At 58.7% G+C, this 25076-nt stretch carries 21 protein-coding genes; 13 read left to right on the top strand and 8 right to left on the bottom strand.

Translation table 11 applies throughout. From position 1 onward, the window contains the following. Positions 1 to 293: 293 nt before the first annotated feature. The 3 genes from purB to pyrE all read right to left on the bottom strand — a co-directional run bounded on the left by purB (position 294) and on the right by pyrE (position 3623). Positions 294 to 1718, bottom strand: coding sequence for an adenylosuccinate lyase (gene purB, locus V3C20_RS12450; RefSeq protein WP_130082640.1), 1425 nt, complete (start codon positions 1716 to 1718; stop codon positions 294 to 296). A 260-nt stretch (positions 1719 to 1978) separates the two neighbouring features. Next, complete coding sequence (gene nagZ / locus V3C20_RS12455; protein ID WP_130082639.1) at positions 1979 to 3040, bottom strand: beta-N-acetylhexosaminidase; 1062 nt, start codon at positions 3038 to 3040, stop codon at positions 1979 to 1981. A gap of 13 nt (positions 3041 to 3053) precedes the next feature. Further along, positions 3054 to 3623 (bottom strand): orotate phosphoribosyltransferase, encoded by a 570-nt coding sequence (gene pyrE / locus V3C20_RS12460; protein ID WP_130082638.1) that lies wholly within the window; start codon positions 3621 to 3623, stop codon positions 3054 to 3056. A gap of 129 nt (positions 3624 to 3752) precedes the next feature. Between pyrE and V3C20_RS12465 the strand changes: the two genes are divergently transcribed. The 4 genes from V3C20_RS12465 to V3C20_RS12480 all read left to right on the top strand — a co-directional run bounded on the left by V3C20_RS12465 (position 3753) and on the right by V3C20_RS12480 (position 9688). Continuing rightward, positions 3753 to 4400, top strand: coding sequence for a L,D-transpeptidase (locus V3C20_RS12465; RefSeq protein ID WP_130082637.1), 648 nt, complete (start codon positions 3753 to 3755; stop codon positions 4398 to 4400). Between the two features lie 188 nt (positions 4401 to 4588). Then, positions 4589 to 7504: a hypothetical protein gene (locus tag V3C20_RS12470; protein WP_192907198.1), complete on the top strand. Its 2916-nt coding sequence runs from the start codon at positions 4589 to 4591 to the stop codon at positions 7502 to 7504. A gap of 12 nt (positions 7505 to 7516) precedes the next feature. Then, positions 7517 to 8626 (top strand): radical SAM family heme chaperone HemW, encoded by a 1110-nt coding sequence (hemW, locus tag V3C20_RS12475; RefSeq protein ID WP_130082636.1) that lies wholly within the window; start codon positions 7517 to 7519, stop codon positions 8624 to 8626. A gap of 420 nt (positions 8627 to 9046) precedes the next feature. Beyond that, positions 9047 to 9688, top strand: a complete 642-nt coding sequence (locus V3C20_RS12480) for a hypothetical protein (protein WP_130082635.1) — start codon at positions 9047 to 9049, stop codon at positions 9686 to 9688. Between the two features lie 89 nt (positions 9689 to 9777). Here the strand turns inward: V3C20_RS12480 and V3C20_RS12485 are convergent, their stop codons facing one another. Together V3C20_RS12485 and serS are read right to left on the bottom strand one after the other, a co-directional pair. Beyond that, on the bottom strand, positions 9778 to 10497 hold the full coding sequence (locus tag V3C20_RS12485; RefSeq protein ID WP_330935391.1) for a hypothetical protein: 720 nt from the start codon (positions 10495 to 10497) through the stop codon (positions 9778 to 9780). A gap of 34 nt (positions 10498 to 10531) precedes the next feature. Next, positions 10532 to 11812 carry a serine--tRNA ligase gene (serS, locus tag V3C20_RS12490; protein ID WP_130082633.1) on the bottom strand — a complete coding sequence of 427 codons (1281 nt, stop codon included), beginning with the start codon at positions 11810 to 11812 and terminating at the stop codon, positions 10532 to 10534. A gap of 120 nt (positions 11813 to 11932) precedes the next feature. Here serS and V3C20_RS12495 point away from each other — a divergent pair, with 120 nt between their 5' ends. Further along, positions 11933 to 12430, top strand: coding sequence for a hypothetical protein (locus tag V3C20_RS12495; protein ID WP_149874839.1), 498 nt, complete (start codon positions 11933 to 11935; stop codon positions 12428 to 12430). 7 nt (positions 12431 to 12437) lie between these two features. Next, on the top strand, positions 12438 to 13544 hold the full coding sequence (locus V3C20_RS12500; RefSeq protein ID WP_130082632.1) for an alcohol dehydrogenase catalytic domain-containing protein: 1107 nt from the start codon (positions 12438 to 12440) through the stop codon (positions 13542 to 13544). Between the two features lie 114 nt (positions 13545 to 13658). On the opposite strand, the gene V3C20_RS12505 is transcribed toward V3C20_RS12500, so the two are convergent. From V3C20_RS12505 to V3C20_RS12515, 3 genes are all read right to left on the bottom strand, one after another. Beyond that, a complete protein-coding gene (locus V3C20_RS12505) occupies positions 13659 to 14129 on the bottom strand; it encodes a hypothetical protein (RefSeq protein ID WP_130082631.1) in 471 nt (156 codons plus the stop codon). Beyond that, positions 14122 to 14322, bottom strand: coding sequence for a hypothetical protein (locus tag V3C20_RS12510; RefSeq protein WP_130082630.1), 201 nt, complete (start codon positions 14320 to 14322; stop codon positions 14122 to 14124). Before V3C20_RS12510 ends, V3C20_RS12505 begins: the two co-directional genes overlap by 8 nt. Before the next feature lie 84 nt (positions 14323 to 14406). Continuing rightward, the gene (locus tag V3C20_RS12515; RefSeq protein ID WP_130082629.1) at positions 14407 to 15264 is read right to left on the bottom strand and encodes a carbon-nitrogen hydrolase; all 858 of its coding nucleotides are present in this window, start codon (positions 15262 to 15264) and stop codon (positions 14407 to 14409) included. Positions 15265 to 15367: 103 nt separating this feature from the next. Here V3C20_RS12515 and V3C20_RS12520 point away from each other — a divergent pair, with 103 nt between their 5' ends. The 7 genes from V3C20_RS12520 to V3C20_RS12550 all read left to right on the top strand — a co-directional run bounded on the left by V3C20_RS12520 (position 15368) and on the right by V3C20_RS12550 (position 25030). Continuing rightward, on the top strand, positions 15368 to 16372 hold the full coding sequence (locus V3C20_RS12520; RefSeq protein ID WP_130082628.1) for an AAA family ATPase: 1005 nt from the start codon (positions 15368 to 15370) through the stop codon (positions 16370 to 16372). A gap of 38 nt (positions 16373 to 16410) precedes the next feature. Continuing rightward, positions 16411 to 17319: a DUF58 domain-containing protein gene (locus tag V3C20_RS12525; RefSeq protein ID WP_067573082.1), complete on the top strand. Its 909-nt coding sequence runs from the start codon at positions 16411 to 16413 to the stop codon at positions 17317 to 17319. An 87-nt stretch (positions 17320 to 17406) separates the two neighbouring features. Beyond that, the gene (pth, locus tag V3C20_RS12530) at positions 17407 to 18009 is read left to right on the top strand and encodes an aminoacyl-tRNA hydrolase (RefSeq protein WP_162851511.1); all 603 of its coding nucleotides are present in this window, start codon (positions 17407 to 17409) and stop codon (positions 18007 to 18009) included. Between the two features lie 306 nt (positions 18010 to 18315). Continuing rightward, entirely contained in the window at positions 18316 to 20841 is a 2526-nt protein-coding gene (locus V3C20_RS12535; protein ID WP_161981256.1) for a transglycosylase domain-containing protein, read from the top strand. 14 nt (positions 20842 to 20855) lie between these two features. Further along, positions 20856 to 22247, top strand: a complete 1392-nt coding sequence (locus V3C20_RS12540; RefSeq protein ID WP_130082626.1) for a hypothetical protein — start codon at positions 20856 to 20858, stop codon at positions 22245 to 22247. An 18-nt stretch (positions 22248 to 22265) separates the two neighbouring features. Next, a complete protein-coding gene (locus V3C20_RS12545) occupies positions 22266 to 23654 on the top strand; it encodes a TonB-dependent receptor (protein WP_130082625.1) in 1389 nt (462 codons plus the stop codon). Positions 23655 to 23758: 104 nt separating this feature from the next. Further along, positions 23759 to 25030 carry an adenylosuccinate synthase gene (locus V3C20_RS12550; RefSeq protein ID WP_130082624.1) on the top strand — a complete coding sequence of 424 codons (1272 nt, stop codon included), beginning with the start codon at positions 23759 to 23761 and terminating at the stop codon, positions 25028 to 25030. Positions 25031 to 25076: the final 46 nt, after the last annotated feature.

Raw genomic sequence — 25076 nt, forward strand, 5'->3', positions numbered from 1 at the left:
TGCAAAAGCGCGAGAAAAGTTGCACGCCCGTTTACTGGTTTCCAGATTACTGGCATCCTCCAGATTCGTCAAGCTCTCCTGACGCAAAGATATTGAAAAACAATGTATGTATTCGGCATCGGAGGCCGGGTGTTCCGGGCGCTCCCTCCCTGAAGCGGAGGCGCGCGCGCCGGATTTCCACCTCATCCGTCATGCCGCGCCCATGCCGGAAAAAAAGGGAGCGGGAGCCTTCCGGTCCCGCCCCGCATGGAGAGCCTGCTCTCCGTCACCAGTTAACCGCCGGCGGCTCTCTCTTAAAGAATGTCTCCCGGCGTGTAACCCGCACCGGAGGGGAACCTGTCCACCAGGTCCGCCACCATGCCCTGGAACGCTTCCACCTGGGCGTCCGCCATGCCGATGGCGGCGGAATTGGCGTCAAAGATTTCCTGGAGGGCGGCCCGGTCAATGCCCAGGCGGCCGTCTTCCGCCAGGCGGTCCAGCAGGTTGTTTTCCGAAATCTTTCCGGCGCGCAGGTCGTTGGAGACGGCTACGGCATGTTCCTTGATGACCTCATGGGCGGTCTCGCGGCCGATGCCGCGCTTGACGGCTTCCATCAGAATGGTGGTGGTCATCAGGAAAGGCAGGTAGCGGCGAAGTTCCGCGGCCACCACGGCTTCATAAACGCCCATCTGGTTCAAAACGGTCAGGAAGGTTTCAAACAGGCCGTCGGCGGCATAGAAGGAATCCGGCATCACGACACGGCGCACCACGGAGCAGGACACGTCCCCTTCGTTCCACTGGTCGCCTGCCAGGCCGGAGATCATCATCAGGTAGCCTTTCAGGATGACATGGAAGCCGTTGACGCGTTCGCAGGAACGGGCGTTCATCTTGTGGGGCATGGCGCTGGAGCCCGTCTGCCCTTTGGCGAAGCCTTCCGTAGCCAGTTCATGGCCGGCCATCAGGCGCAGGGTCTTGGCAAAGGAGGAACAGCCGGAGGTCAGCTCCACCAGGCCGGAAACCACGGAAAAGTCAAGGGAGCGGGGATACACCTGCCCCACGTTCATCCATTTGGCGGGAATGCCCAGATGGGCGCACACCCGGTCCTCCAGCTCCAGCACGCGCGAGGCATCCTTCCCAAAGAGGGAGAGCTGGTCAAGCTGGGTGCCCACGGCGCCTTTCAGGCCGCGGACGCTGTAGCGGTCCATGATGGAAATCCAGGAACCCAGGCCGTGAACGATATCCTCCCCGAACATGGCCACGCGCTTGCCCATGGTGGTGGTCTGCGCGGCTACGTTATGCGTGCGTCCGGCCAGGGCCACGTGCTTCCATTGTTCGGAAAGCGCGCTCATGCGGTTCAGCACGGCCACGGCCTTGTCACGGATGATCTGCATGGATTTCCATACCTGGAGCTGCTCCACGTTTTCCGTCAGGTCGCGGGAGGTCATTCCCTTGTGGATGTGCTCGCATCCGGCCAGGTCGCAGAATTCCTCGATGCGTGCCTTCACATCGTGGCGGGTGACGCGTTCGCGGGCATCGATGGAAGCCAGATTCACCTGGTCCTTCACCCGTTCATAGGCTTCAATCACGCCATTCGGAATATCCAGCCCCAGGTCTTTCTGGGCCTTCATTACGGCAATCCAGAATTCGCGCTCCAGAACGATGCGCCCTTCGGCGGACCAGATAGATTTCATCGCCGGAGAGGCGTACCGCTCCGCCAGAACATTGGGAATCACGCTCATGTCAACAAATGTGTATTATGCAGGTTAAAAAATGGTGAACCGTCATGATCATGACGAACAGGAAAAAAGCAAGCACTTTCCCCTCTTCCGGCGCAGGAAAGGAAGGGCGCAAACCGGGCACCTTCCATTCTCCGGGCTTACGCTCCTCAGGGAACTTTCCCGTCCGGAATCCGCTCCCTTCCATAAAATGGGGGAGGCATCCCGCAGGAGGATGTCCTCTTTTTATCGGGCCAACGAAAAAACACGGGACGCCGCTCCTTCTAATACTGCTGCACCGGGGAGGAAGGAAGAGGCTGCTCCCCCTCCTCTCCCGCAGACAGGCAAAGGAGTTCCGCACGGTGCAGGCACTTGATCCACAAGGAGGCCTCCGACAGGGGGAAACACAGGGAATCGCTCAATGCCTCCACGCGTTTGAAAGAATCCTCCCTTTCATAAGGATCAAGTTTGTCCAGGCGCGCAGCCAGGGGCTCCAGCCACGGAAGCGGTTCATGGCAGACCAGGGGCAGGTCACAACCAGCCTTCAACGATAAAAAAGCGGCTTCGTCCGGGGCATACTGGCCGGCAATGGCCCCCATGCACAGGTCGTCCGTAAACACCACCCCCCGAAAGCCGAGGCGCTCCCTCAGCATTCCGCCGATCACCCGGCAGGACAGGGTGACGGGAAATTCCGCGTCAATCCGGGGGAGCATGATATGGGCGGACATGATGCCGGGAAGCTCCGGACACAGGGCCAGAAAAGGTAGCATGTCCGTCTCGAACAGCTCACGTTCATCCAGGTCAATCGCCGGGAGGCTGAAATGGGGATCCGCCTGCGCACGGCCCATGCCGGGAAAGTGCTTCCCGCAACTTTGGATGCCGCCCCTGCGGAGGTTGGAGGAATACACCCCGGCGTAGGAAATCACGTCCTGGGCATTGTTTCCCCAACAGCGTCCGGGGAGGGCGTTGGCGGCGCCGGGATCGTGGCAGATGTCCAGCACCGGGGCAAAGTTCATGTTCACGCCCAGGCAGCGGAGGGCCAGCGCCGTCACGGAAGCCAGCTCCACCACGCCGGAAAAATCACCGTTCCGCGCCAGGGAAGAAGGGGAAGGCAGGTTCAGACCGAGAGCGGCCGTCCGCACCACCCTGCCCCCTTCCTGGTCCACGGCGATGACGGGATGGTGATTGCTCAATTCCCTTAGCCTTGCCGCCAGGCGCCTGACCTGCTCTACGGATTCCACATTCCGGGAAAACAGGACGAAGCCCGCGGGCTGGAAACGGCGGATGGCCGCTTCTTCACCTGCGTTCAGATCAGGACCGTCGATGCCGATCAGGACGGGAAGCATGGCAGGCGCAGGCTTACTTGCCCAGCAGGGAAGATCTGGTAAACAGGGCGTACACGGGAATGCCGCGCGCTTCGATCGCCTGGCGGCCTCCTTCCTCCCGGTCCATCAACACCAGCGCGGCAGCCACTTTGCCGCCTTCCGCCTCAATGGCGTCAATGGCCTTTAGCGTGGAGCCCCCGGTGGTGATCACGTCGTCCACGACAAGAACCGTATCTCCCGCCTGGAAATTCCCTTCGATGCGGCGTCCGCGTCCGTGGTCCTTCGGTTCCTTGCGCACGGTGAACACCTGGAGCTTTTTGTCGGCCCCCTCCAGCGCGCTGGTCATTCCCACGGCCAGGGAAATGGGGTCCGCCCCCATGGTCATGCCGCCGATCGCCGCAATTTCCGGAAAGCGGGGGAGAATCTCCTCCCGGACAAGCTTCCAGCCCAGGGAACCCACCAGCGTGGCGCCCACGGGGTCCAGGGCGGTCATGCGGCAGTCCACATACAGGTCGGACACCTTGCCGGATGCCAGAGTGAAAGTGCCCGTGCGCACGGATTTTTCAAGAAGGATGCTTTTCAGAAGGTCGTATTGCTCGTTCATGGCGGAGTATGGTGAAGTGATTGGGCCGTGTATATCAAATCCGCCCGCAATAAGCAACGGATAACAGTATGCAAATCTTGACAAAAGAGCGGACAGGGCCCATAACCTGCCTGTCAATTTCCCGTTCCCATGAAACCCGGCATACTGGCACTAGCATCCTTCGGTATCATCTTCGCCTCCTGCACTCAGTACAACAGGCCGCCCCTTTTTGATAAAATTGCGGACAGAGTACGCGGCAACGGGCAGAAAGACGCTTATCTGGCAGGCGTCGGCTCCACGGCGGGCGTCAATACGGAAATCCCGCCGGAGGCACGGCTGGGCCAGGGTTACTGGGACAAGCCCGCCGGCATTCAGGGCGAACCCCACATCATCATTGACCTCAAGCAGCAGAAAGTCTTCTACTACGTGGGAGCCACGCTGGTAGGAATTTCCCCCATGTCCTCCGGCAAGGAAGGGTACGGCACCCCCAAGGGGACCTACAAGATCATCCAGAAGGACGCCAACTACAAGTCAGGTACCTACGGGGTACTGCGCAGCCGGGCGACCGGGGCCGTCGTAAACAGCGACTACAACGCCAGAGCCGGTTCCACGCCTGCGGGAACCTACTTTGACCCGGCTCCCATGCCCTACTGGATGCGCATCACGGGAGGCTACGGAATGCACGTGGGCTTCGTGACCGGGTACCCGGTCAGCCACGGGTGCGTGCGGCTGCCTGCGGATATGGCCAAGACCTTCTTTGAAAACACGCCTCTCGGCACCAAGGTAACCATCCGCTGACCGTTCCTGCTCCGCCCTCCGGCAGACAAACCGGTGGCGGGAAGGGCTCCCTTCTCTTCCTTCATTTTCCGCCGGATGCCGGAAGTTTTTTAAGACACAGGATGAGTGTAACTTCCGCATTCCGGCATTGACAAATGGGGGTGTACTTTATTTAATATATAAGGCTTTGATTTTTCTACCCCTTAATCATGACAAACCAGCAAATTTCCCCTTTGCCGCCCCATTTCAACGCAGGCAGCTATAAAATTACAGCCGTTCTGGAAAACGGGCCGGACTATTATTTATACCAGGCCGTGTCCCCGGAAGGGCAAACGGTGCTGATGCGTGAATTCTGCCCCGCCGGACTGGCCACCCGCGACATGGTCAGCGGCAACCTGACCGTTTCCCCGGAAAACCAGGCGCAATTCGACCAGGCGCGGGAAGCCTTTGAAGCCCGCTGCTCCGTGAACGCCCAGGGAAAACTGCGGGGGTTCGGCACCGTCTTCTTCGTTTATCCGGCGGTTCCGGCTCAGGAACAGCCTCCCGTGGCGGCGGTAGCGCACGCCCAGGCCCTGCGCCCGGCCAAAAAAACGCAGCCGCAAATCCGCAAGCCCATAGCCGGAACAGCCGTTCCCAGGGCCCCGCTGCCCAAATTGAAGAAATCCGGCGGCTTCCCCGTCATCACGGTCATCGTCACCGGGATGCTGGCCCTGTTTGGATTCCTGGGATACCAGATTCTCAAGGACAAGGAGGCGCCCCTTGCCCCGAAGATTGAAACACCCGTGGTGGCGGCGCCCAAGCCCAAACCCAAGCCCGAGGCTCCCAAGCCGGAACCGGTCATCGTGGAACCGGAGCCGGAACCCGAGCCCATCGTCGTGGCGCCGGAACCGGAGCCGGAACCTGAAGAGCCGGCTCCGGACCTCTCCCCTTCCCCGGAAGTCATCGCCATGGAAAAGGCAATCCGGGAAGAGGCCCTGGCATCCAAAGGGAAATTCACGGAAAAGCTTCTGGATAAATATCCCTACTATGCGGAAGCCTACGTGCGCGATTACGTGAAAAAGCGCGGCGGCTCCTTTTCTCCCGAATTTGAAAAATGGCTGAAGAACACGAAGACCAACCGTGAAGTCTTTGCGATGTTCTATCCGCCGGACCCCAGCGTAGCCACGAACGTCGCGATCATGGTGGATGAGCTGGGACTGGAAATGACGGAAAAGTACAACCAGCTCGTCCTGGCCTTCGCCGTGGGACGCCGTGAATTCGGCATGGGCGCCTTCGACCTCACCCAGCAGGGCCGCTACATCGACGCCCTGGGCAAGCTCAGGGAATTCAAGAACTCCGGCATCATGACCTCCCCCGCGGACCTGTACTGCGCGGGCAAGCCTCCCGTCAACTGGTACGGTTCCTCTCCGCGGATGGTGGACGAGGAACTCTATAAAAAGGTGGAGACTTATCTGGACAACAAGAAAATAACGACCAAGCAAGCCTGGATCAACAAGTACAACACTGTCTCGGAAATCGGGGACGAAGGCATTACCCAGGGCAACATCGCCGCATTCCTTCATGAATACATGTACCGCCACAACCAGTTGAGGCGCAAGCGCGATCCGTTCCCCACCCCCGTGGAATTCTTCACCTACCTGGTGGACAAGTACGAAAACTGCAGCAAGTTGCGGGATGTAGACCGCAAACGGGTGGAATGGACCGGGGTTTCCCTGGAAGGGACGCCCTGGCCGGCCATGATGGCTCTTTCCGAAACGCGGCCCCTGCGGGAATGCGACAGCGTATGGGAACGCTACATGGGCCATCGCGGCCCGACGCGCCTGTGGCTGTACGGTCCCTACCGCATGGACGACGACAAGGAGCCCCCCATCCTGTTCAGCTTTGACCCGGATCCCGAATGGTCCCGTGAATCCAACGAACGCAAGCTGCATGAAGGCGGCGTCTGCGGCACGATGTCCCTCATTTCCCGCAATTCCCAGATTGCCCGCGGCATCCCTGCCGCCCCGGCGGGCCAGCCCGGCCACGGCAACCTGATGACGACCAACTTCGGCGGCAACGGCTGCTGGCTAAGCGTAGGCCAGAGCGTAGACACCCTCAAGGCCACCACAGGCTTCTGGTACCTGCGGGACTCCAAGGCGGCGCGCACGGGCAACGCCGAATACCAGTCCGGCCTGGCCCTGTCCATGAACATCGACTATGAAAAATTCATCGGCAGCCGCTTCGCCATGAACGTTTACAAGCTGGCGGGAGGAAACTCCTCCGCGGAATCTTCCGGAGAGATTGCGTCCAACGCGCTTCCGCAGGAATTTACCAAGACAGCCATGAGGACCATTATTAAGGACAATCCGTTCTATACGGAAGCCTGGTACACGCTGTTCCAGACGGAGCCGCAGGACCTCATGGGCGCCAGAAAAATGGTGGAGGAAGTGCGTGAAGCCCTGCCGGACGGCATGGGGATCAGAAAACTCTGGAAAACGCGCAAATACGTTTCCTCCGTGGGCCGTGGCGACAAAAAGGGCAAGGACATCCTGGCCAATCACACCAAGGAATACGTCAACGTGCTCTGCTCCGTGATTCTGGAAAACGCCCTGAAACAGGACAACGAATACAAGACCTTCCAATGGGCGGAACTCATGTCCTGGCTCAAATCCGAATCCAAGGACAACTCCTATCCGGAACCGAAGGCCGCCTACCAGATCGCCTACGCCAAGGCTCAGGGAACCGACCGGCTCAAGAGAACGGTGGACCGCGGCTTCAAAAAAGCAGTCAATTTCTACCGGGACGACAGCAACGCGCTGGCCGCTCCGAAAGACGTGGACCAGCAGGACATGTCCTTCTCCCTGGACGCCCTGTGCATGGTGCTCCCCAAGGACGAGCTGATCCCCTGGATGAAGGAAATGCTGGACACCTGCCCGGATGGCTTCAAGTACAAGCCCAAGAACAAGAAGGAAACGAAAATCCACCCCTTCTACAGCGCCCTGACCAAAAACTACATGTCCCTGGTTGACGGCTCGGAGAAATCCCGCATCAAAGGGGAAATGAAAAAGGCTTCCGAAAACATCCTGAACCTCTCCAACAATAAGGGAGAAGGAAAGGAATCTTCCGGCCGCCGCCGGAGACGCTGAGTTCTCCGCCCCGTGCATCTTTACGTCCACATTCCCTTCTGCCACCGCATTTGCCCGTACTGTGCGTTTTTCAAGCACACGCCGGCTTCCACGGACATGAAGCTCTTCATCCGTGCGCTGGCGCGGGAGGCGGAAGCCCGCGCCGCAGCGCTGTCAACCAGGCGCGGCGGCGAGGCTTCCACGCTCTACTTCGGAGGAGGGACGCCCTCCATGCTGTCGGACACGCATCTGGGGAACCTCATGGAATCCCTGGATAGGCTGATCCCCGTGGACAGCCTGGACGAATTCTCCTTTGAAGCCAATCCGGCCACCTTTACGGAAAAAAAAGTCCGCTTCTGGCGCAGCCTGGGCATGAACCGCGTTTCCCTGGGCGTTCAATCCCTGGACGCCCGCATCCTGCGCCTGCTGGGCCGGGAACACACGCCGGAACAGGCCCTCCGCTCCGTGGACATGCTCAACAACGCCGGAATGCCCCACGTCAACATGGACCTTATGTTCGCCATTCCGGGGCAAAGCCTCTCCGTCTGGGAAAATACGCTAAAGGAAGCCGTTCGGGCCGGAACGGACCACATCTCCGCCTACAACCTCACCTATGAGGAAGATACGGAATTCTTCCGCAGCCTGTCCCGCGGAGAAAAAATCCAGGACCCGGACGAGGACGCGGCCTACTTTGAACTGGCGGAAAACATTCTGGAAGCCGCGGGAATGCGGCATTATGAAACCTCCAATTACGCCAGGGAAGGCGCGCGGTCTCCGCATAACATGGCCTACTGGAAGGGGGAGGACTATGTAGGCATCGGCCCCGGCGCGGTCAGCACCATCGACGGCGTGCGCTACTCCAACACACGGAACACGGAAACCTACATCCGCACCACACTGGAAAACGGCCTGCCGGAATCCGAACGGGAACCCGTCACTGCGGAAGACTACCGCCTGGAGCGCATCGCCCTGATGCTCCGTACGGACGAAGGGCTTCCTTTGAAATACCTTCTGCCGGAAGCCCTGCCCCTGCTGGAACGTTACCGTTCTCTGGAACTGGCGGACGTCTCCGCGGAACAATGCCTCATCCTGAAAGGCCGCGGCCGCCTGCTGGTGGACGCCATCGCCGCGGAATTGTGCTGAGCTGAAAATTAATCCCGGCAGCAAGGAGGAAAAAGGAGCTGTCTTCTGCATGCTGAATAAAATAATTCCATGTAAATCAACGGCATGAATTTGAAAAAACAGCCACGCATACAAGTATTTTCTTGACCTCTGATAGAAATTGTATTCCTGCTCTCATATAAACAGGAAAATGTTTCCATGAGCTCTCCCATGAACATTCCACTCGTTTGCTGTTTAACCGAATTTATCCTCATGCCGCAAACCTTTGCCTTTCAATTATCCCGATCTCATCTCCCAACATCTGAAGAGCATCTCCGGTCTTCACTATTCTGTCCTATACAGAAGCTGCATGGAGACAAATTATTCCCGCTGCCAATACAAAAGGGATTTGATGCGGTAGAAGGGCTGCCGATTCCATAAACCATTTCAATCAATAACTAAATGATGAAAAATATAAAAAACATCGCCCTCATATACGCCTTGTTCCTGTATTGTTCCGCATGCTACGGAGATATTTTTAAAATCAACAGAATAGAACAGGAAATATTGGATTCGGATCCTGAAGTATTGAAAAATCTTTCCTATGATCCGCCAGGCCAGGATTTGCTCTCCAATGAACAAAACAGGAAAGCGTGGCAAACCTTCGTAAAAACCTATGAAACGCCCGTCCGCAAGGTTCAGGACTGGTACAATTCCATCGTCGACAAAAAATCCGCCGATGCCGCGGCTGATTCCTTCAACAAGGACGTTCTGCCTATTCTTAAAAAACTTACAGGATGTTCCGCCGACATGAAAAAACAGGCTCTTGCCATTCCTGCTTCTCCTGAAATGCAAAAGTTCATATTTCTACGCATTTCTCAATTGCAAGGACGGCTGCTCATTATCTTCCTGCCCATGCAAAATGAAGAAAAATTAAAAGCTGAAACATGTTACCGCGACAGTGCCAAACTTTTTGAACTTATTCTAGGATTGACATCCCCATCAGCGCTTGAGATTTCAAGGTTTATTGAATCCCGAAACGAATCCGAGGAAAGCATTGAAGAAGCTTTCAAAGACCCATGGCCGGCATCCCCTCAACCTTAAAGAGCCTTCATAGGGAATACAAATACCCTGCCTAGTCAATCCTGAACTGCCGCGCCATTTTTTTCAGCCACCAGTCTCGGTGGCGCATTTCATCCCGGCTGTTTTCCAGCTTCCTGAGTTCGCTGCCGCGCAGCCCCCCCCTTCATATACTGTTCGTCCAGCTTGCGCATTTCCTCCCGTGTGTTTTTCCGGAGAGCCTTGTAAAACTGGGCTCCGGTCACCAGAACGCCGTCCGCGCCGCTTTTTCCCACCATGCCCATGTAAAGTTTCCTGAGCCTGTTGTAGTCCTCCACCACGCGGTTGTATTTCAGAGCGGCGTACTGGTAGCGTTCCTTCCAGTCTTCCGGACCGGGATTGACGAGCCGGGACGCCACGGAACCGGGAGGAGGGGAAACTCCCGGCGGAAAGCCGCCGGAAGGCAACGGCGTCAGCGGGGGAGCCTGGGGGACGGATTGCGGCTGCCGCGCCGGAATTCCGCTGCCCGTCATGGAGAGGGGAGCGCGCTCCGCCAGCAGGCTGTCCATGCGCACCTGCTCCAGGGATTCCAGCAGACGCTCGCGTTCCTTCTGCAGGACTACATTGGATTCCCTTTCCTCCGACAACGATTTTTTCAGCCCCCCCATGCTGCCGGACATTTCCGTATAAACCAGGGCATACGCTCCGATGCAGCCCAGGAGAAAGCCCAGGCCCAGCATGATTCCCCTTTCCCTCCAAGGCCCCGCCTTCCGTTCCGCAGCCGGGGCCGGATTTTCCGGTTCGTGCCCGGGGGAAGAGGCCAGATAGTGCTCCAAGGGACCCTCGTCAGGCATGGGCTTGATTCAGGGGGGTGGAAGTGAAAAATCGTCAGGGCTGTTCCGGACGGATGCAGTCCGCGCCGAAGTACGGCACGAGCGCTTCCGGAATGCGGATGGAGCCGTCCGGCTGCTGGTAGGTTTCCAGCAGGGCCACATACAGGCGCGGCAGAGCCGTTCCCGAGCCGTTCAGCGTATGGCAGAACTGGTTTTTGCCGTCCGCGTCCTTGTAACGCAGGCGCATGCGGCGCGCCTGATAGTCCGTGAAGCAGGAACAGGAGGAAACTTCCAGATACTGGCCCTGGCCCGGCGCCCATACCTCAATGTCATACGTCTTGGCGGAGGAAAAGCCCAGATCGCCCGTGCAGAGTTCAATCACCCTGTAGTGCAGCCCCAGCTTCTGGAGGATGGATTCCGCGTGGCTGCGGAGCACTTCCAGTTCCCGGAAGGAGTCTTCCGGCTTCAGTATCTGCACCAGCTCCACCTTGTCAAATTGGTGGATGCGGATCATGCCGCGGTTGATGCGTCCGGCGCTCCCCGCCTCCCGCCGGAAACAGGGCGTGTACGCGGCCATTTTAACGGGCAGGTCGCTCTCCTGGAGAATGGTGTCCCGGTACAGGTTGGTCACGGGGACTTCCGCCGTGGGGATCAGGAACATCTGCTGGTCTTCCGTCCCGTACATGTCTTCCTCGAACTTGGGAAGCTGGCCCGTGCCTTCCATGCACTCGCGCTTGACGATGAAGGGAACGCCTACTTCCTGGTAACCGTTCTCCACCGTCTGCGTATTCAGCAGGAAGTTGATCAGGGCGCGTTCCAGACGGGCGCCCGCGCCGCGGTACACCACAAAGCCGGAGCCCGTAATGCGCGTGCCGTCCTCAAAAGAGATCATCCCCAGCCCGGCGGCCAGTTCCACATGGTCCTTCGGGTTGTCAATGGCGGGCTTTTCACCCCACACCTTGATTTCCGGATTGGCCGTTTCATCCGCCCCAACGGGGCATTCCGCGTGCGGCAGGTTGGGAATGTTCATCAGCAGGGAAGCTAGCTGAGCGGAACTTTCTTCCGCCGCCAAGTCCAATTCCCGGATGCGTTCTCCGATTTCGCGCACGCGCGCTTCCATGGAGGAAGTGTCTTCCCCCTTCTTTTTGAGCATGCCGATCTGCTTGGAGGTGGCATTGCGCTCGGATTGCAAAGTCTGTTTTTCCGTTTCTGCATTACGGCGCGCTTCGTCGCAGGCCAAAACGTCATCGACAAGTTTCCACGCGTCGCCGCTGCGGGGCTTCAGGCGCGCTTTCACTTCCTCCGGATTTTCTCGTATTACACGGATATCGAGCATAACGCGCACAGCTTGCACTTCTTCCCTCCCCCAGGCAAGCCAAATGAACGGCCCTCAACAGAAAAATGCCATCCGGTTCCAAATGCCGCCAAGACACACGCCACATGCTTTACAACCTGTATGTTGCACGGCTTCCGGGTTTCTTCCGGCAAAACTCACGACAGTGGAATATGCGTGATTCCCGGCTACGGAGCATTTGACGAGGCGCCTCCGGAAAGACCGTTGATTTTTATTCAACCGCCATTCCCATGCCTTTTCCCTGTAGGATGGGCGGCATGCAAGCCAACACTCCAATTCCACAAACCGGGGCATTTTCTTTCTCCAGAGCGATTTCCGGAGCATGCTCCGGAAATCGTTCCCTCGACCCCTAAAACCGCCAGAATGCCGTGGGGAGGTTTGGCTGAAAGCGCAAAGGTCCGGCTGATCGTTTTCACGCCGGAAGCCGTCCTCCTTCCAGTGGGTTCCATCCGGAACGACAGTATTTTATGGACACTTCGCACTCCGTTTCCGTCCGGAAAACGTCCCCAGCACAACGCGCTCCATCCTGATTGGCGGCAGACTAATTTACGTCCGGTTTCATTTGTCCTTGAAGAGACCGAAGGCAAAAGGCTAGTGTAGAAACACTATGCAACAAACCGCTCGCGTAGCTGTTCTGACAGCTCCCAAGACATTTGAAATCCGTGAATACCCCATTCCCTCCATCGGCGACGACGAAATGCTGATCAAGGTGGAAGCGTGCGGCGTTTGCGGTACGGACGGCCATGAATACAATCGCGACCCCTTTGGCCTCTGCCCCGTGGTGCTCGGCCATGAAGGCACCGGGGAAATCGTCGCGATGGGTAAAAATATCACCAGGGATACGGCGGGCAATCCCGTGAAACTGGGGGACAAGATCGTCACCTGCATCATCCCCTGTGGCACCTGTGATGCCTGCCTGAACACCCCGGCCCGCACCAACCTGTGCGAAAACGTGGGCGTGTACGGCCTGATGCCCGACGACGACGTTCACCTGAACGGCTACTTCGGGGAGTACATGGTGGTGCGCAAGGGTTCTACGTTCTTCAACGTTTCCAACATGACCCTGGACCAGCGCATCCTGGTGGAGCCCGCCGCCGTCGTGGTCCACTCCCTGGAACGCGCCAAGTCCACGGGGCTGCTCAAATTCAATTCCGTGGTGCTCGTCCAGGGCTGCGGCCCCATCGGCCTGCTCCAGATCGCCACGCTCCGTACGCTGGGCATTGAAACCATCATCGCCGTGGACGGCAACGATTCCCGCCTGGAACTGGCCAGGGAGATGGGCGCTTCCCGCACTTACAATTTTACCCATTACGCCGACCTGAACACCCTGCTGGACGCCGTGAAGGCGGACAACGGCGGCCGTCTGGCGGATTTCGTGTTCCAGTGCACGGGCGTCGGCAAGGCCGGGGCCAACGCCTGGAAGTTCGTGAAGCGCGGCGGCGGCCTGTGCGAGGAGGGCTTCTTCATGGACGGCGGGGAAAGCGTCATCAACCATCATTTCGACCTCTGCAACAAGGAAGTAACCGCCGTAGGCTCCTGGGTGTATTCCCCGCAGGATTACCCGACCACGTTTGACTTCCTCAAGCGCGCCTACGGAATCGGCCTGCCGCTGACCAAGCTGATTTCCCACCGCTTCAAGCTGGATGAAATCACGGAGGCTCTGGAAACCAACGTCCAGATGAAGGGCATCAAGATCGCCGTCATTTGCGACTAATCCTTCCCTGTACCTCTCCCCCGCTTCCGGGCTGTCGTACTGAAGAGTGCGACAGCCTTTTTTGTCCGCTGGAACGGGACCGTACTCTCCTGTGCCGGAGCGGTTTTCTTGAGGTTAATCGTCATCCTGCGGAAACGCGTCTTTCCAGTCCAGAAACTCGTATTCGTCCGAAGAAGCGTTCACCAGCTTTTTCAATTCCGGAACCAGCGTATTCAATTCGTTTTCAGCCACATCTTTTTCTTCCCCAAAATAACGGGCCTCATTTCCATAAGCGTCACGGCGCAGGGAATAAATTCCCCGGAAGGAACCATCGGGATTCAGCCGGGCCTCCACGGCAAACTGGACAAGCTCCCCCGGCCTTCCGTAAAAATCAAATTCATACAGCCAGGTCGCCACGGAGCACCACACGCCCTGTTCCACATCGTCCCACGGATCATTTTCTTCATCGTCGCCATCTTCCCTCCGGGGCAGACCTTGTTCATACCATTCGTTGAGCATGTGGAACAGGTTCAGGACAGCCCCCCGATCCCGGACAGTAATCCGGCATCCCCGTTCATCCACCGTTTCCGCAAGGCAGTCAACCATTACTTCCCTGCAATCTTCCTTCATCCGGCAAAGAAAACCGGGAACCCATTCCGGCTGCGGCTCCGTTTGCCAAGTTTCCGGTTTCCGAATAGCACATCCTGATGATTCCCAGGGAAACAGGGACAATTTGCCTCCACGGCACCGCCTTGCGCAGGTTCGCCACTACCTTGCGCACATGAAGAAGCCGTTTCATAACCGATAACGTTTCTTCAGGGAAGCGCCCGGGAGGGGAGCGGACCGCAAAGGGCAAAAACTTTCAGTACGGACTTTCAATATCCTATTTTCCCCAGCGTTCCGTGATTCCGCCGTAGGAGTCGATGCGGCGGTCGCGGAAGAAGGGCCAGATGCGGCGGTGGTCTTCCAGAGCATCCAGGTCCAGATCCGCGTACAGGATGGTTTCATCACTGACGGGAGCCTTGGCGACGATCTGGCCGTAATAGTCCGCCACAAAGGACTGGCCCCAGAATTCGCTTTCCCCTTCCGTGCCCACGCGGTTGACGGCGCAGACGTAGCACCCGTTTGCCACGGCATGCCCGCGCTGGACGGTTTCCCACGCGCAGTGCTGCTGTGCGCCCAGCAGGGGCTTTTCTTCCGGCAGCCAGCCGATGGCCGTGGGATAAAAGAGTATTTCCGCCCCCTGCATGGCGGTGAGGCGCGCCGCTTCCGGATACCACTGGTCCCAGCAGATGAGTACGCCGATGCGGCCGAATTTGGTGTCGAACGCCTTGTAGCCCAGGTCTCCGGGCGTGAAGTAGAATTTTTCCTCGAATCCCGGGTCCTGCGGAATGTGCATTTTACGGTACATGCCCAGGAAGGCTCCGTCCGCGTCAATCACCCAGGCGGTGTTGTGGTAGAGGCCGGTGGCACGCTTTTCAAAGCCGGAGGCCACGATCACCACGCCCAGTTCCGCCGCCAGCTTTTGATGCGCAGCCGTCAATTCCCCGGGAACCGGTTCCGCCAGGTCGAACAGTTCGCATTCCTCCGTTCTGCAGAAGTATTCCGTGGTGAAGAGTTCCTGGGTGCAGATGATCTGCGCCCCGTTCGCGGCGGCCTCCCGGATGGCGGCTTCCGTTTTCTCCTTGTTCACGGCGGGCCGGGCGTCTGCGGACAATTGAATGAGTGCGATTTTCGGCATGCCTCTTCCTTACCCTGTTTGTCCCCGCATTCCAAGCAGGGAAAATGCGCGCGACGCAATTATTTGATGGAAAACACGCTAAAAAGTGCTATGAATCCTCAATATGGAACCAGCCAACCCCTCCCTGCCCGCCGACGACGTAGCCGCCATTGACCGTCTCGGCACCATTTACAAGGAACTCTCTGCGGAATTAAGCAAGGTCATCATCGGCCAGCAGCGCGTCGTGGAACTTTTGAGCATCGCCCTGTTTTCCCGGGGCCACGCGCTCCTCATGGGCGTGCCCGGACTGGCCAAGACCCTGCTGATCAGTTCCGTGGCCAAGACCCTGGACCTCAGCTTCAACCGCATCCAGTTCACCCCGGACCTGATGCCCGCGGACATCACGGGCACGGATATCATCCAGGACGATTCCGCGGGCGGAAAACGCCAGTTCGAATTTATCAGGGGCCCCGTCTTCGCCAACATCGTGCTGGCGGACGAAATCAACCGCGCCCCCGCCAAGACCCAGTCCGCCCTGCTGGAAGCCATGCAGGAGCGCCGCGTTACCGTGATGGGCCGCACCTTCACCCTGCTTCCCCCCTTCTTCGTGCTTGCCACCCAGAACCCCATTGAGCAGGAAGGCACCTATCCCCTGCCGGAAGCCCAGCTGGACCGCTTCATGTTCCTGATTGAAGTGGATTACCCCACGGAAGACGAGGAAATGCGCATCGCCCGGGAAACTACGGGCAACCGCAGCGAGGAACTGAAGCACATCCTTTCCGGGGACGAAATCATCTTTTACCAGGACCTGGTGCGGCGCGTCCCCGTGCCGGAACATATTTACGAATACGCCGTGAAGCTGGTGCGCTCCACCCGCCCCTCCCTGGACACTTCCCCGGAATGGGTGAAACAATACGTAGCCTGGGGCGCAGGCCCGCGCGCCGTGCAATTCCTGATCCTGGGCGCCAAGACGCGCGCCGCACTCCAGGGCAGCTACATCGTCCGCAAGGAGGATATCGACGCCATTGTGGAACCCGTGCTGATGCATCGCGTGGTCACGAACTTCGCCGCGGAATCCCAGGGCATCACGCCGCGCAAGGCCGTTGCCCGACTGGCCGCGGAAGTCTGACGCGGCGGAACACATTCACCCCTTTTCCCCGACTGTTCATGTCCACGAAGTACCTGAACCACGACCTGCTTTCCCGCCTGGGCAACCTCCCCCTGGAGGCGCGCCAGAGCATGGCGGGGAACGTGTCCGGACGCCACAGGAGCGCCAACCGCGGCTCTTCCGTGGAGTTTGCGGAATACCGCAAGTATGTGGCGGGCGACGACACGCGGCGCCTGGACTGGAAGGCCTACGCCCGCTCGGACCGGTATTACATCAAGGAGTTTGAGGCGGACACCAACCTGCGCGCCTACATCGTCATGGACCTTTCCGGCTCCATGAACTACCACCCGGAACAGGTGGAGTCCAAATACATGCGCGCATGCAGGCTGGCCGCCAACCTGGCCTACATCGGCATCCGGCAGGGGGATGCCGTTGGGCTGAGCTTTTCCCAGCAGGGGAAGGACAGCGCCGCGCTGCACATTCCCGCCTCCCGCCGCCCCGCCCACCTGAACGTGCTCATCAGCCAGATGGACACGCACCATCCCCGCGGGGAGACTGTCCTGGCGGAGACGCTGCACGAACTGGCGGAGCGCGTGAGCCGCCGCGCCCTGATCCTGATTTTCTCAGACCTGTTCACGGATACGGCCGAACTCAAAAACGCCATGCGGCACCTCCACTTCCGCAAGCACGACGTGGCCGTATTCCATCTGGTGGACCAGCTGGAAATAGATTTCGACTTCGACCGCCCCATCCGCTTCGTGGACATGGAAGGGGGCGGCTCCCTGATTACGGAACCGGACCTCATCGCGGACGAGTACCGTACCATCGTCTCCAATTATCTGGAAGAAACGAGAAACATCTGCACGGACATCAACGCGGACTACCGCCTGGTCCGCACCGGGGATTCCCTGGAATCCGTGCTGACGGGATTCCTGATGGGCCGCCAGAAGAAGAAGGCGGGGAGGTAAAGGCGGCGGCGCTGTCTCACGGAACGGTTGATTGCCGGACGCAATGGAGGCAGGATGGCCCGCGCGTGTTCCCGGACGGGTTCCGCCATGTTCATCATTCCTGTTTTTCCCACCGTGGACGTTACTCCCAAAATCATCGTGGGCCTGGGCAATCCGGGCAAGACCTATGAGAATACCCGGCACAACGCGGGGTTCATGGTTGCGGACCGCCTGGCCGCCCACTGGGGATGCGTGTTCAAGGCGGACAAACAGCGCAAGTGCGAACTGGCGGCAGGTCCCGGCGTACTGCTGGTGAAGCCGGACACGTTCATGAACGAATCGGGCCTCTGCGTAGGGCCCATGATGCGCTTCTTCAAGCTGGACCCGCGCAGCGTGTTCGTCATTCATGACGAGGTGGATTTTCCGCTGGGCGTCATCAAGCTCCGGGAGAAGGGTTCCGCGGGAGGCCACAACGGCCTCAAGTCCCTGATCGCCCACATGGGCACGCAGGAGTTTCCGCGTCTCCGTTTCGGCATCGGGCTTCCCCGCGGCAAGGGGGAAATGACGGGCCATGTCCTGGGAAAATTCCGCCCGGAGGAACGGGAGCTTCTGGACGTCATGGTGGCCAAAGCCGCGGATGCCGTCCTGTACACCATGCAGCACGGGCTGACCAAGGCGGGCAATATCTTCAATGCCGTGCAGGATGTGTAGAAGCGTCTTTCCATCGTCCGCCGCCCTTCAATCCCAGTCCTGCTCCGGCCCGAACGCCGCAAGTCCCAGTGTCCGTTGAAATTCTCTTAAGAACAGAGAACAGTTTTTTCCAAAAAGCAGGTGCGGCTGCGGCCACATCGCCGCCCCGCCGCGGCAAAGGCCCGCGACCATCCGGACGCGGAAAGGAGAATGGCGCGGGCACGCATCTTTTTCACCTGCCAACAGTGTATGGTATTGCTAAACAAACCGGAATCCGGTAAGCTTTTTCACACGTTTTTTCCTCAGGACAGACCCTGCTACGTATTCATGGCTGAATTAAATTCACAGGCTCCGCGCAGACACACCCAGGCAAACAAAAGGCGGCATCCCAAGACCAAGCCACGGAACCGTTTCCGGGGTTTTGTCAAAAAATTCGTCGCTTGGTGCCTCGTTCTGGCCCTGATCGGCGGCGCTGTGGGGTACTTCGGCTTCATGGCCGCCTGGAAGCGCTACGACAACTGGGCCGCGGAGTTTGACCTGGAACGCATCAACGACGTGGAGAAGCCGAGCATTATTTTTGACCGGAACGGGGAGGAAATAGGCCGCATTTACGTGGAAAACCGCAGTTATGTGACGCTGGATAAAATTTCCCCCGCCATGATCAACGCCCTGGTCGCCCAGGAAGACTCGCGCTTCTGGGAACATCCGGGCTACGATTTCCTGGGGATTCTGAGAGCGGCCAAGGAATACGCCAGCAACAGCGGGGAGGCCAACCAGGGTGCCTCCTCCATCACCCAGCAGCTTGCCAGAAACGCCTACGACCTGAAAAACAGGGCCAAGGCGCGGAATGAAGGAAGCTTTGGCCGCAAGTTTGTGGAAATAGCCCTGGCGCGGCGCATCACGGAACGGTACAGCAAGGAACAGGTGCTGGAGTTTTACATCAACCGCGTATACTTCGGCAGCGGGTTTTACGGCATAAGATCCGCCTCCCTGGGGTACTTCGGCAAGGAACCAGCGGACCTGACTACGCGGGAGGCCGCCTCCATTGCCGCCCTGATCAAGAACCCGAACGGCCTGTCCCCCCTCAACAACAAGGAGGGCAACCTGAAATGGCGCAACCACGTGCTCAACCGCATGGCCAGGGAAAAATACATTACTCCGGAAGAAGCGCAACGGCTTTCCTCCATGGACCTGGGCCTCAACCCCAAGCCACTGAAACGCGGGGTCTCCCACATTTACGACCGTATTTACGCGGAAATCACCGCCTATCTGGGCGAGGAGCGCGTCAACGCCGCCGGCCTGAGGATTTACACCACCATTGACAAGAAACTTCAGGACGCTACCGGGAAGGCCCTGTCCCAGGCGCTGGAAAACATTGAAAAACGCCCGGGGTACAGCCACCAGAAAGCCGAGGACTACGACCGCTTCTCAGGCACCAAGCCCCGCTATCTGGAAGGAGCCGTGCTGATGGTGGACAACCAGTCCGGCGCCGTCCTCGCCTATCACGGAGGCCGCAACCACACGAACCGCCAGTACGACGTCATCAAGGAAGGAGCGCGCCCCACCGGCACGGCCATCCTGCCCTTTCTGTACGCCGCCGCCTTTGACACGGGCAAAAGCCCCGTCACCCGCATCCTGGACGACGCCATCGACAACCGCCTGACCGGTATCGGCGGATCGGAAGGAATCCTGGGAGAATGGGGGGCGGAAAACTCCAGGAACCGCTATGAAGGCATGATCACCGCCCACCGCGGCCTGGCCGCCTCCAAGATAGCCGCCTCCCTGCGCATGGGCATGGACATGGGAACGGCCCCCTTCATCAAGAAACTGGCGGACTTCGGCATCCGCAAACCAGTCCGGGAAGCGGGAAGCACGGAGGTAAACCCGGTTTACCGGCCCAAGATTTTCGTGGGAACGGAACCGGCCTCCCTGACGGAAATGACGCTGGCCTACACCGCCATTCCCAACGGAGGCTCCCGGCCGGAAAACATCTATTACCTGGACAGGATAGAAGACGAGGACGGACGGCTGATCTGGGAATCCACCCAGGCCATTGAAACCAGAAACAACGCCCAGGTCCGGAAAGGAGCCGCCTCCACGGCCACCGCCTTCCAGCTTCACAATATTCTGCACTCTTCCCTGAAAAACGGTTCCGCCCAGCGGGTGGCGGACAGCCTGCCCGCGAATTTCAAAGGCGGTGTCAAGACCGGCACCACGTACGACTTCGGGGACAACTGGCTGTTCGGTTATGACGACCGGGTGACCTGCGGCATCTGGATCGGCTTCCTGGAAGGGAAAAAGCCCATTTACAACGGCGCCTTCTCCTCGGATACCTGCGCCTCCATCCTGGGAACGGCCTTTAAGGAATCCGAACGCCTGTTCCCAGCCGGGGAACTGGTCCCCCCGCCCAGCGTGGAGCGCGTGGAAATCTGCCTGACGACTGGAAAGCGGGCCACCCACAGCTGCTACGACATTGACCCGGTGGACAAGAAATACCGCCGCCACACCATGTTCGAATACCTCCGCAAGGGGGATTCCAGCCTCCCCTTCTGCGACTTGCACGGAGAAGACCCTGCCGCGCCGTCCTCCCCCTTCACGGCGCAGAACCGTATTCTTCCCCTGCCTCCCATCCTGCCTGTCAAGCCCATCCTGATAGGGGACGATCCCTACCACACGGAATTGAACCAGGGACCGCCCAACCGCAATTTCGAACTGCTGGGCACCAATGAAAACGTGCCGGAGGCGCAGGCACTTTCCTCTGATCCCGTCGCTCCAGACCATGCGGACACGAGCATCACGCTGCCCGCTCCCAAGCCCATCGCCATCCCGGTTCCGGAATTCATCCACCTGTAATACGCTCTTTCCCCATGTCATCCCTTCCCCAGGATACGGTAGCCTGCTCATGCCCGGCATGCGGCAATCTTTTTGCCGTCAAGACTTCCTTCCTGGGCCGTCAGGTCAGGTGCCCCGTCTGCAGCTCCATCATTACAGCCGCCCGGGACGTAAAACAGCCGGAAACCGTATCAAAAGCAAGGCAAGATAAAGAGACAACGCCATCCGGACCGGAAACGGAAGAAGAAAAACACCCACGCCCCCCGGTTTCCGAATATCTTCCTTCACCGCAAAAGAAGACGGATGTGCGGAACATCCCCCGGTCCAGAAAAGCGCCTTCCGCACCGGAACGGAACACCACGAAAATCCGCAAGCGTGGGGAACGGAAAGAAGAATCTCCGGCCATCGCCACGGCAGGCACCTCCGCCCTGGCGCAAGAATTGCCCGAATACAATTCCCCCTCAGGCGGAACTGCCGGGGAGAAGCGCAAAACCACCTGGCATATCTGGCTGTTTATCTCCGGACTGGTTCTCGCCGTTCTGGGCGTCTTCATGTTCCTCCGAGGTAATGACCTGGAGGCGGAAGACGGCAAGATTCTGAACATCTCGGAAAAATTCGTGGATCATGAGGCTGATTTCTCTACTGAAGCGGATGACGCCATGATGCAGGCCCTGAAAAAAAAGGCGGAACAATATCAAATGGCTTTCCGACACCGCAGGGAGGAGGACCGCGAAGCTGAATCCGTAGCCAGACACATCGCGGCCGCCATGAATGAACTGGCCCTGTACTGCATGGCAGGATCCGACGAAGAACGGCTCAACCATGTTATCTCTCCCGCCGCCACGCGTCCAAAGATGGCGCACTGGGCCAAGTACGCCCATTACAAGGATTACCTGCCCCACGAACCGGGAAAGAGCTCCAAGAATGGCGACCTGCTCCAGATTCCCGTGCTGATGGACGACAATACGATGCGCCCGGCCGTATTCCTGTATGACCACGACTCCAAAAAATGGAAGCTGGACTGGGAGGCGTGGGAAGGCTATTCCTCCCTTTTCCCGGATGAATTGAAGGAAAAGCGCCCTTCTTCTCCTGTTCCGGTGAGGGTGACCATCAGCATGTCCAGCCATTACGCAGCTCCGTTCCTGGAAGAATCCGCCCCGGAAAGCTACCGCAATAGCGCCTACATTGCCTTTACGCTGGAATTCCCTAACGGAGAACGTCTGAACGCCTATGTGGACAGATATTCTCCGCTGGCGCTGGAACTGACCAAATTGCTTTACAACGGCGCCGTGCGTGCCTGCATCTCCATTCATTATCCGGCGGACCTCCCCGGCAGCCAATCCGTCATCATAGACAGGGTGGAGTTTCCCGGCTGGATGAGCGACACTACCCGGAAGCTTCTTCCCAAAAACGACCGACAATATTAACCGGATTACCTGTTTCTCATGAGTTCCAAGGCATTAGCGCAAACACAGGACAAGGCCCTCCAGCTCAATCTGGCGACCTCCATTTACGGGACCTTTGCGGAAATCGGCGCCGGGCAGGAAACTGCCAACTGGTTTTTCCGGGCTTCCGGCGCCGCCGGAACTGTGGCAAAGACCATCTCCGCCTATGACATGACCGTCAGCGACACGCTGTACGGCCCCGTCAAGCGCTACGTTTCCGAGGAACGCCTGAAGGGAATGCTGGACTATGAATTCTCCCAGCTCATCAACCGCCTGGGCCCCAAGCGCGGGAAGGACACCCGTTTCTTTGCCTTCTGCAATACGGTAAAGGTGAAAGGCTACCGGGACAACGGCCCGTGGAACGGCTGGATAGGCGTACGCTTCCAGTTGAAGCCGGAAGCCGAACCCTCAGACCTGATCATCCACGTGCGTCTGAATGATCCTGACCACGACAGCCAGATGAAGGACCTGGGCATTCTGGGCGTCAATATCCTGCACGCCGTCTTTTTCAAGAGGGACCGGCTGGAGGAATTCATTGAAGCGCTGGTGGACAACCTGGACCCCCGGCTGGTGGAAATAGACGTCGTCCGCTTTGAAGGCCACGGCTTCTCCATGGTGGACAACCGCCTCTTTGCCTTGCAATTGGTGAAGTCCGGCCTGACTCCGGCCACCCTGTTCCTGGCCAACGGACAGGTGGCGCAGGCGGCGGACGTGCTGTACAAGCGCCCCATCGTGCTGATGAGGGGCAGTTTCAACCCCGTCTGCAACTTGCACCTGGAAGTCATGTCGCAGGTGAAAAAATGTTTCCTCACCCACATTAATGAGACGCAGGCGGACCGGTGCATGGAAATCTGCGAGATTTCCATGAACAACCTGCTGCGCGGCGGAGACGTGGACCATCTGGAATTCCTGGACCGCGCGGACAGCCTGAAGGCGCTGGGCAAAAATGTGCTGATCACCAAGATGCCGCGTTTCGACAACCTGTCGGAACTACTCGCCCGCTACACGAAGGAACCCATCGCCATCGCCCTTTCCATTGGCCTGCTCAACGAACTGTTCAAGGAAAAATGGACGGAAGACATTCCCGGCGGCATTCTGGAATCCTTCGGCCGCACCTTCCAGAACAAGACGCGCCTGTACGTCTCCCCCTGGCTCAACCGCAAATCCGGTGAATTCGTCACGGCCAGAACCTTCCGCGCCCCGGAGCAGTACGTGCACCTTTACCAGCACTTCCTGGCCAACGGACTGGTGGTGGACGTCCCCTTCTTCAACGAATACCTGCTGCGCCACACGCCGCGAGACATCCAGCGCATGATCGCCGCGGATGAGGACATCTGGAAAACCCTGGTCCCGGCGGAGGCGCACCGCTCCGCCCTGCACTTCCGCTAACGCCCGCGCGGCTGCATTCCTATTCCTTTAATCAGGAAAACTTAACAAGATTGTCTTGCCATGCGGCAGGAAAATCATTAAGGTCTTCGAGTTCCATTTTTATCATGAATACCATTATTATCGGCTCCCAATGGGGCGACGAAGGCAAAGGCAAAATGATTGATTTCTTAACGGAATCGGCCGACGTGGTAGCCCGCGGCCAGGGCGGCAACAATGCCGGCCATACCGTTATCGCCAACGGGAAGAAGTATATTCTGCACCTTGTCCCCTCCGGCATCCTGTGGCCGGGCAAGCTCTGCGTCATTGGTAATGGCGTCGTACTGGACCCCGTAGGCCTGGTGGAGGAAATCAACGAACTCCGCGGCCAGGGCGTTTCCATCACCAGTGAAAACCTTCTCATCTCCGACCGCGCCCACGTGGTCCTCCCCTTCCACAAGGAAATGGATGCTGCCCAGGAATCCGCCCTCGGCAAAAAAGCCATCGGCACCACCAAGCGCGGCATCGGCCCGACGTACGCGGACAAGGCCCGCCGCATCGGAGTGCGCATGGCGGACATGCGTGATCCGTCCATTTTTGACGAAGTATTGCGCCGCCGCATCAGAATGGCGAACGCGGAAATGGAACGCATGGGCCTTCCCGCCATGGACGAGGAAGAAATGGTGAAGGAAGTCAGCGCCGCCGCGGACGTGCTGCGCCCGCATATCACCAACACCATCCCAGTCATGAATGAGGCCATTGCCTCCGGAAAGAGCATCCTCTTTGAAGGCGCCCAGGGAGCTTATCTGGATGTGGACTTCGGCACCTATCCGTTCGTGACCTCTTCCAACACTTCCTCTGCCGGGGCCTGCACCGGCACCGGAGTCCCCCCCCACAAGATCGACCGCATCATTGGCGTCTGCAAGGCCTATACCACCCGCGTGGGAGCCGGTCCCTTTGTCACGGAAGATGAGGACATTTCCAACCACCTGCACAGCATGGGCCGCGAATTCGGCGCTACGACCGGGCGCCCCCGCCGCTGCGGCTGGGCGGATGGCGTGCTGCTCCACTTCTCCGCCATGTTCAACGGTTTTGACGAAATGGCCATGACCAACCTGGACGGCTACGACAAGTGCCCGGAAATCAAAATCTGCACAGGGTATGACCTGGACGGGGAAATCCTGGCCTATCCGCCCGCCACGGTGGACGAATGGGAACGCTGCAAGCCCGTCTATGAAACCATGCCGGGCTGGCTCCAGGACATTTCCTCCTGCCGCTCCTGGGAAGAGATTCCGGAAAACGCCAAAAAGTTCGTCAAACGCATGAGCGAACTCATCGGCTGCCCCGTCACCACCGTAGGCGTGGGACCCGACCGCGAGCAGACGATTGCCGTCAAATAACCCATCCGGGGAAATATCCCTTTTCCTATCTTCAGGACTGCTCCGC

This window comes from Akkermansia sp. RCC_12PD, from assembly GCF_036417355.1.
Classification (GTDB): Bacteria; Verrucomicrobiota; Verrucomicrobiia; order Verrucomicrobiales; family Akkermansiaceae; genus Akkermansia.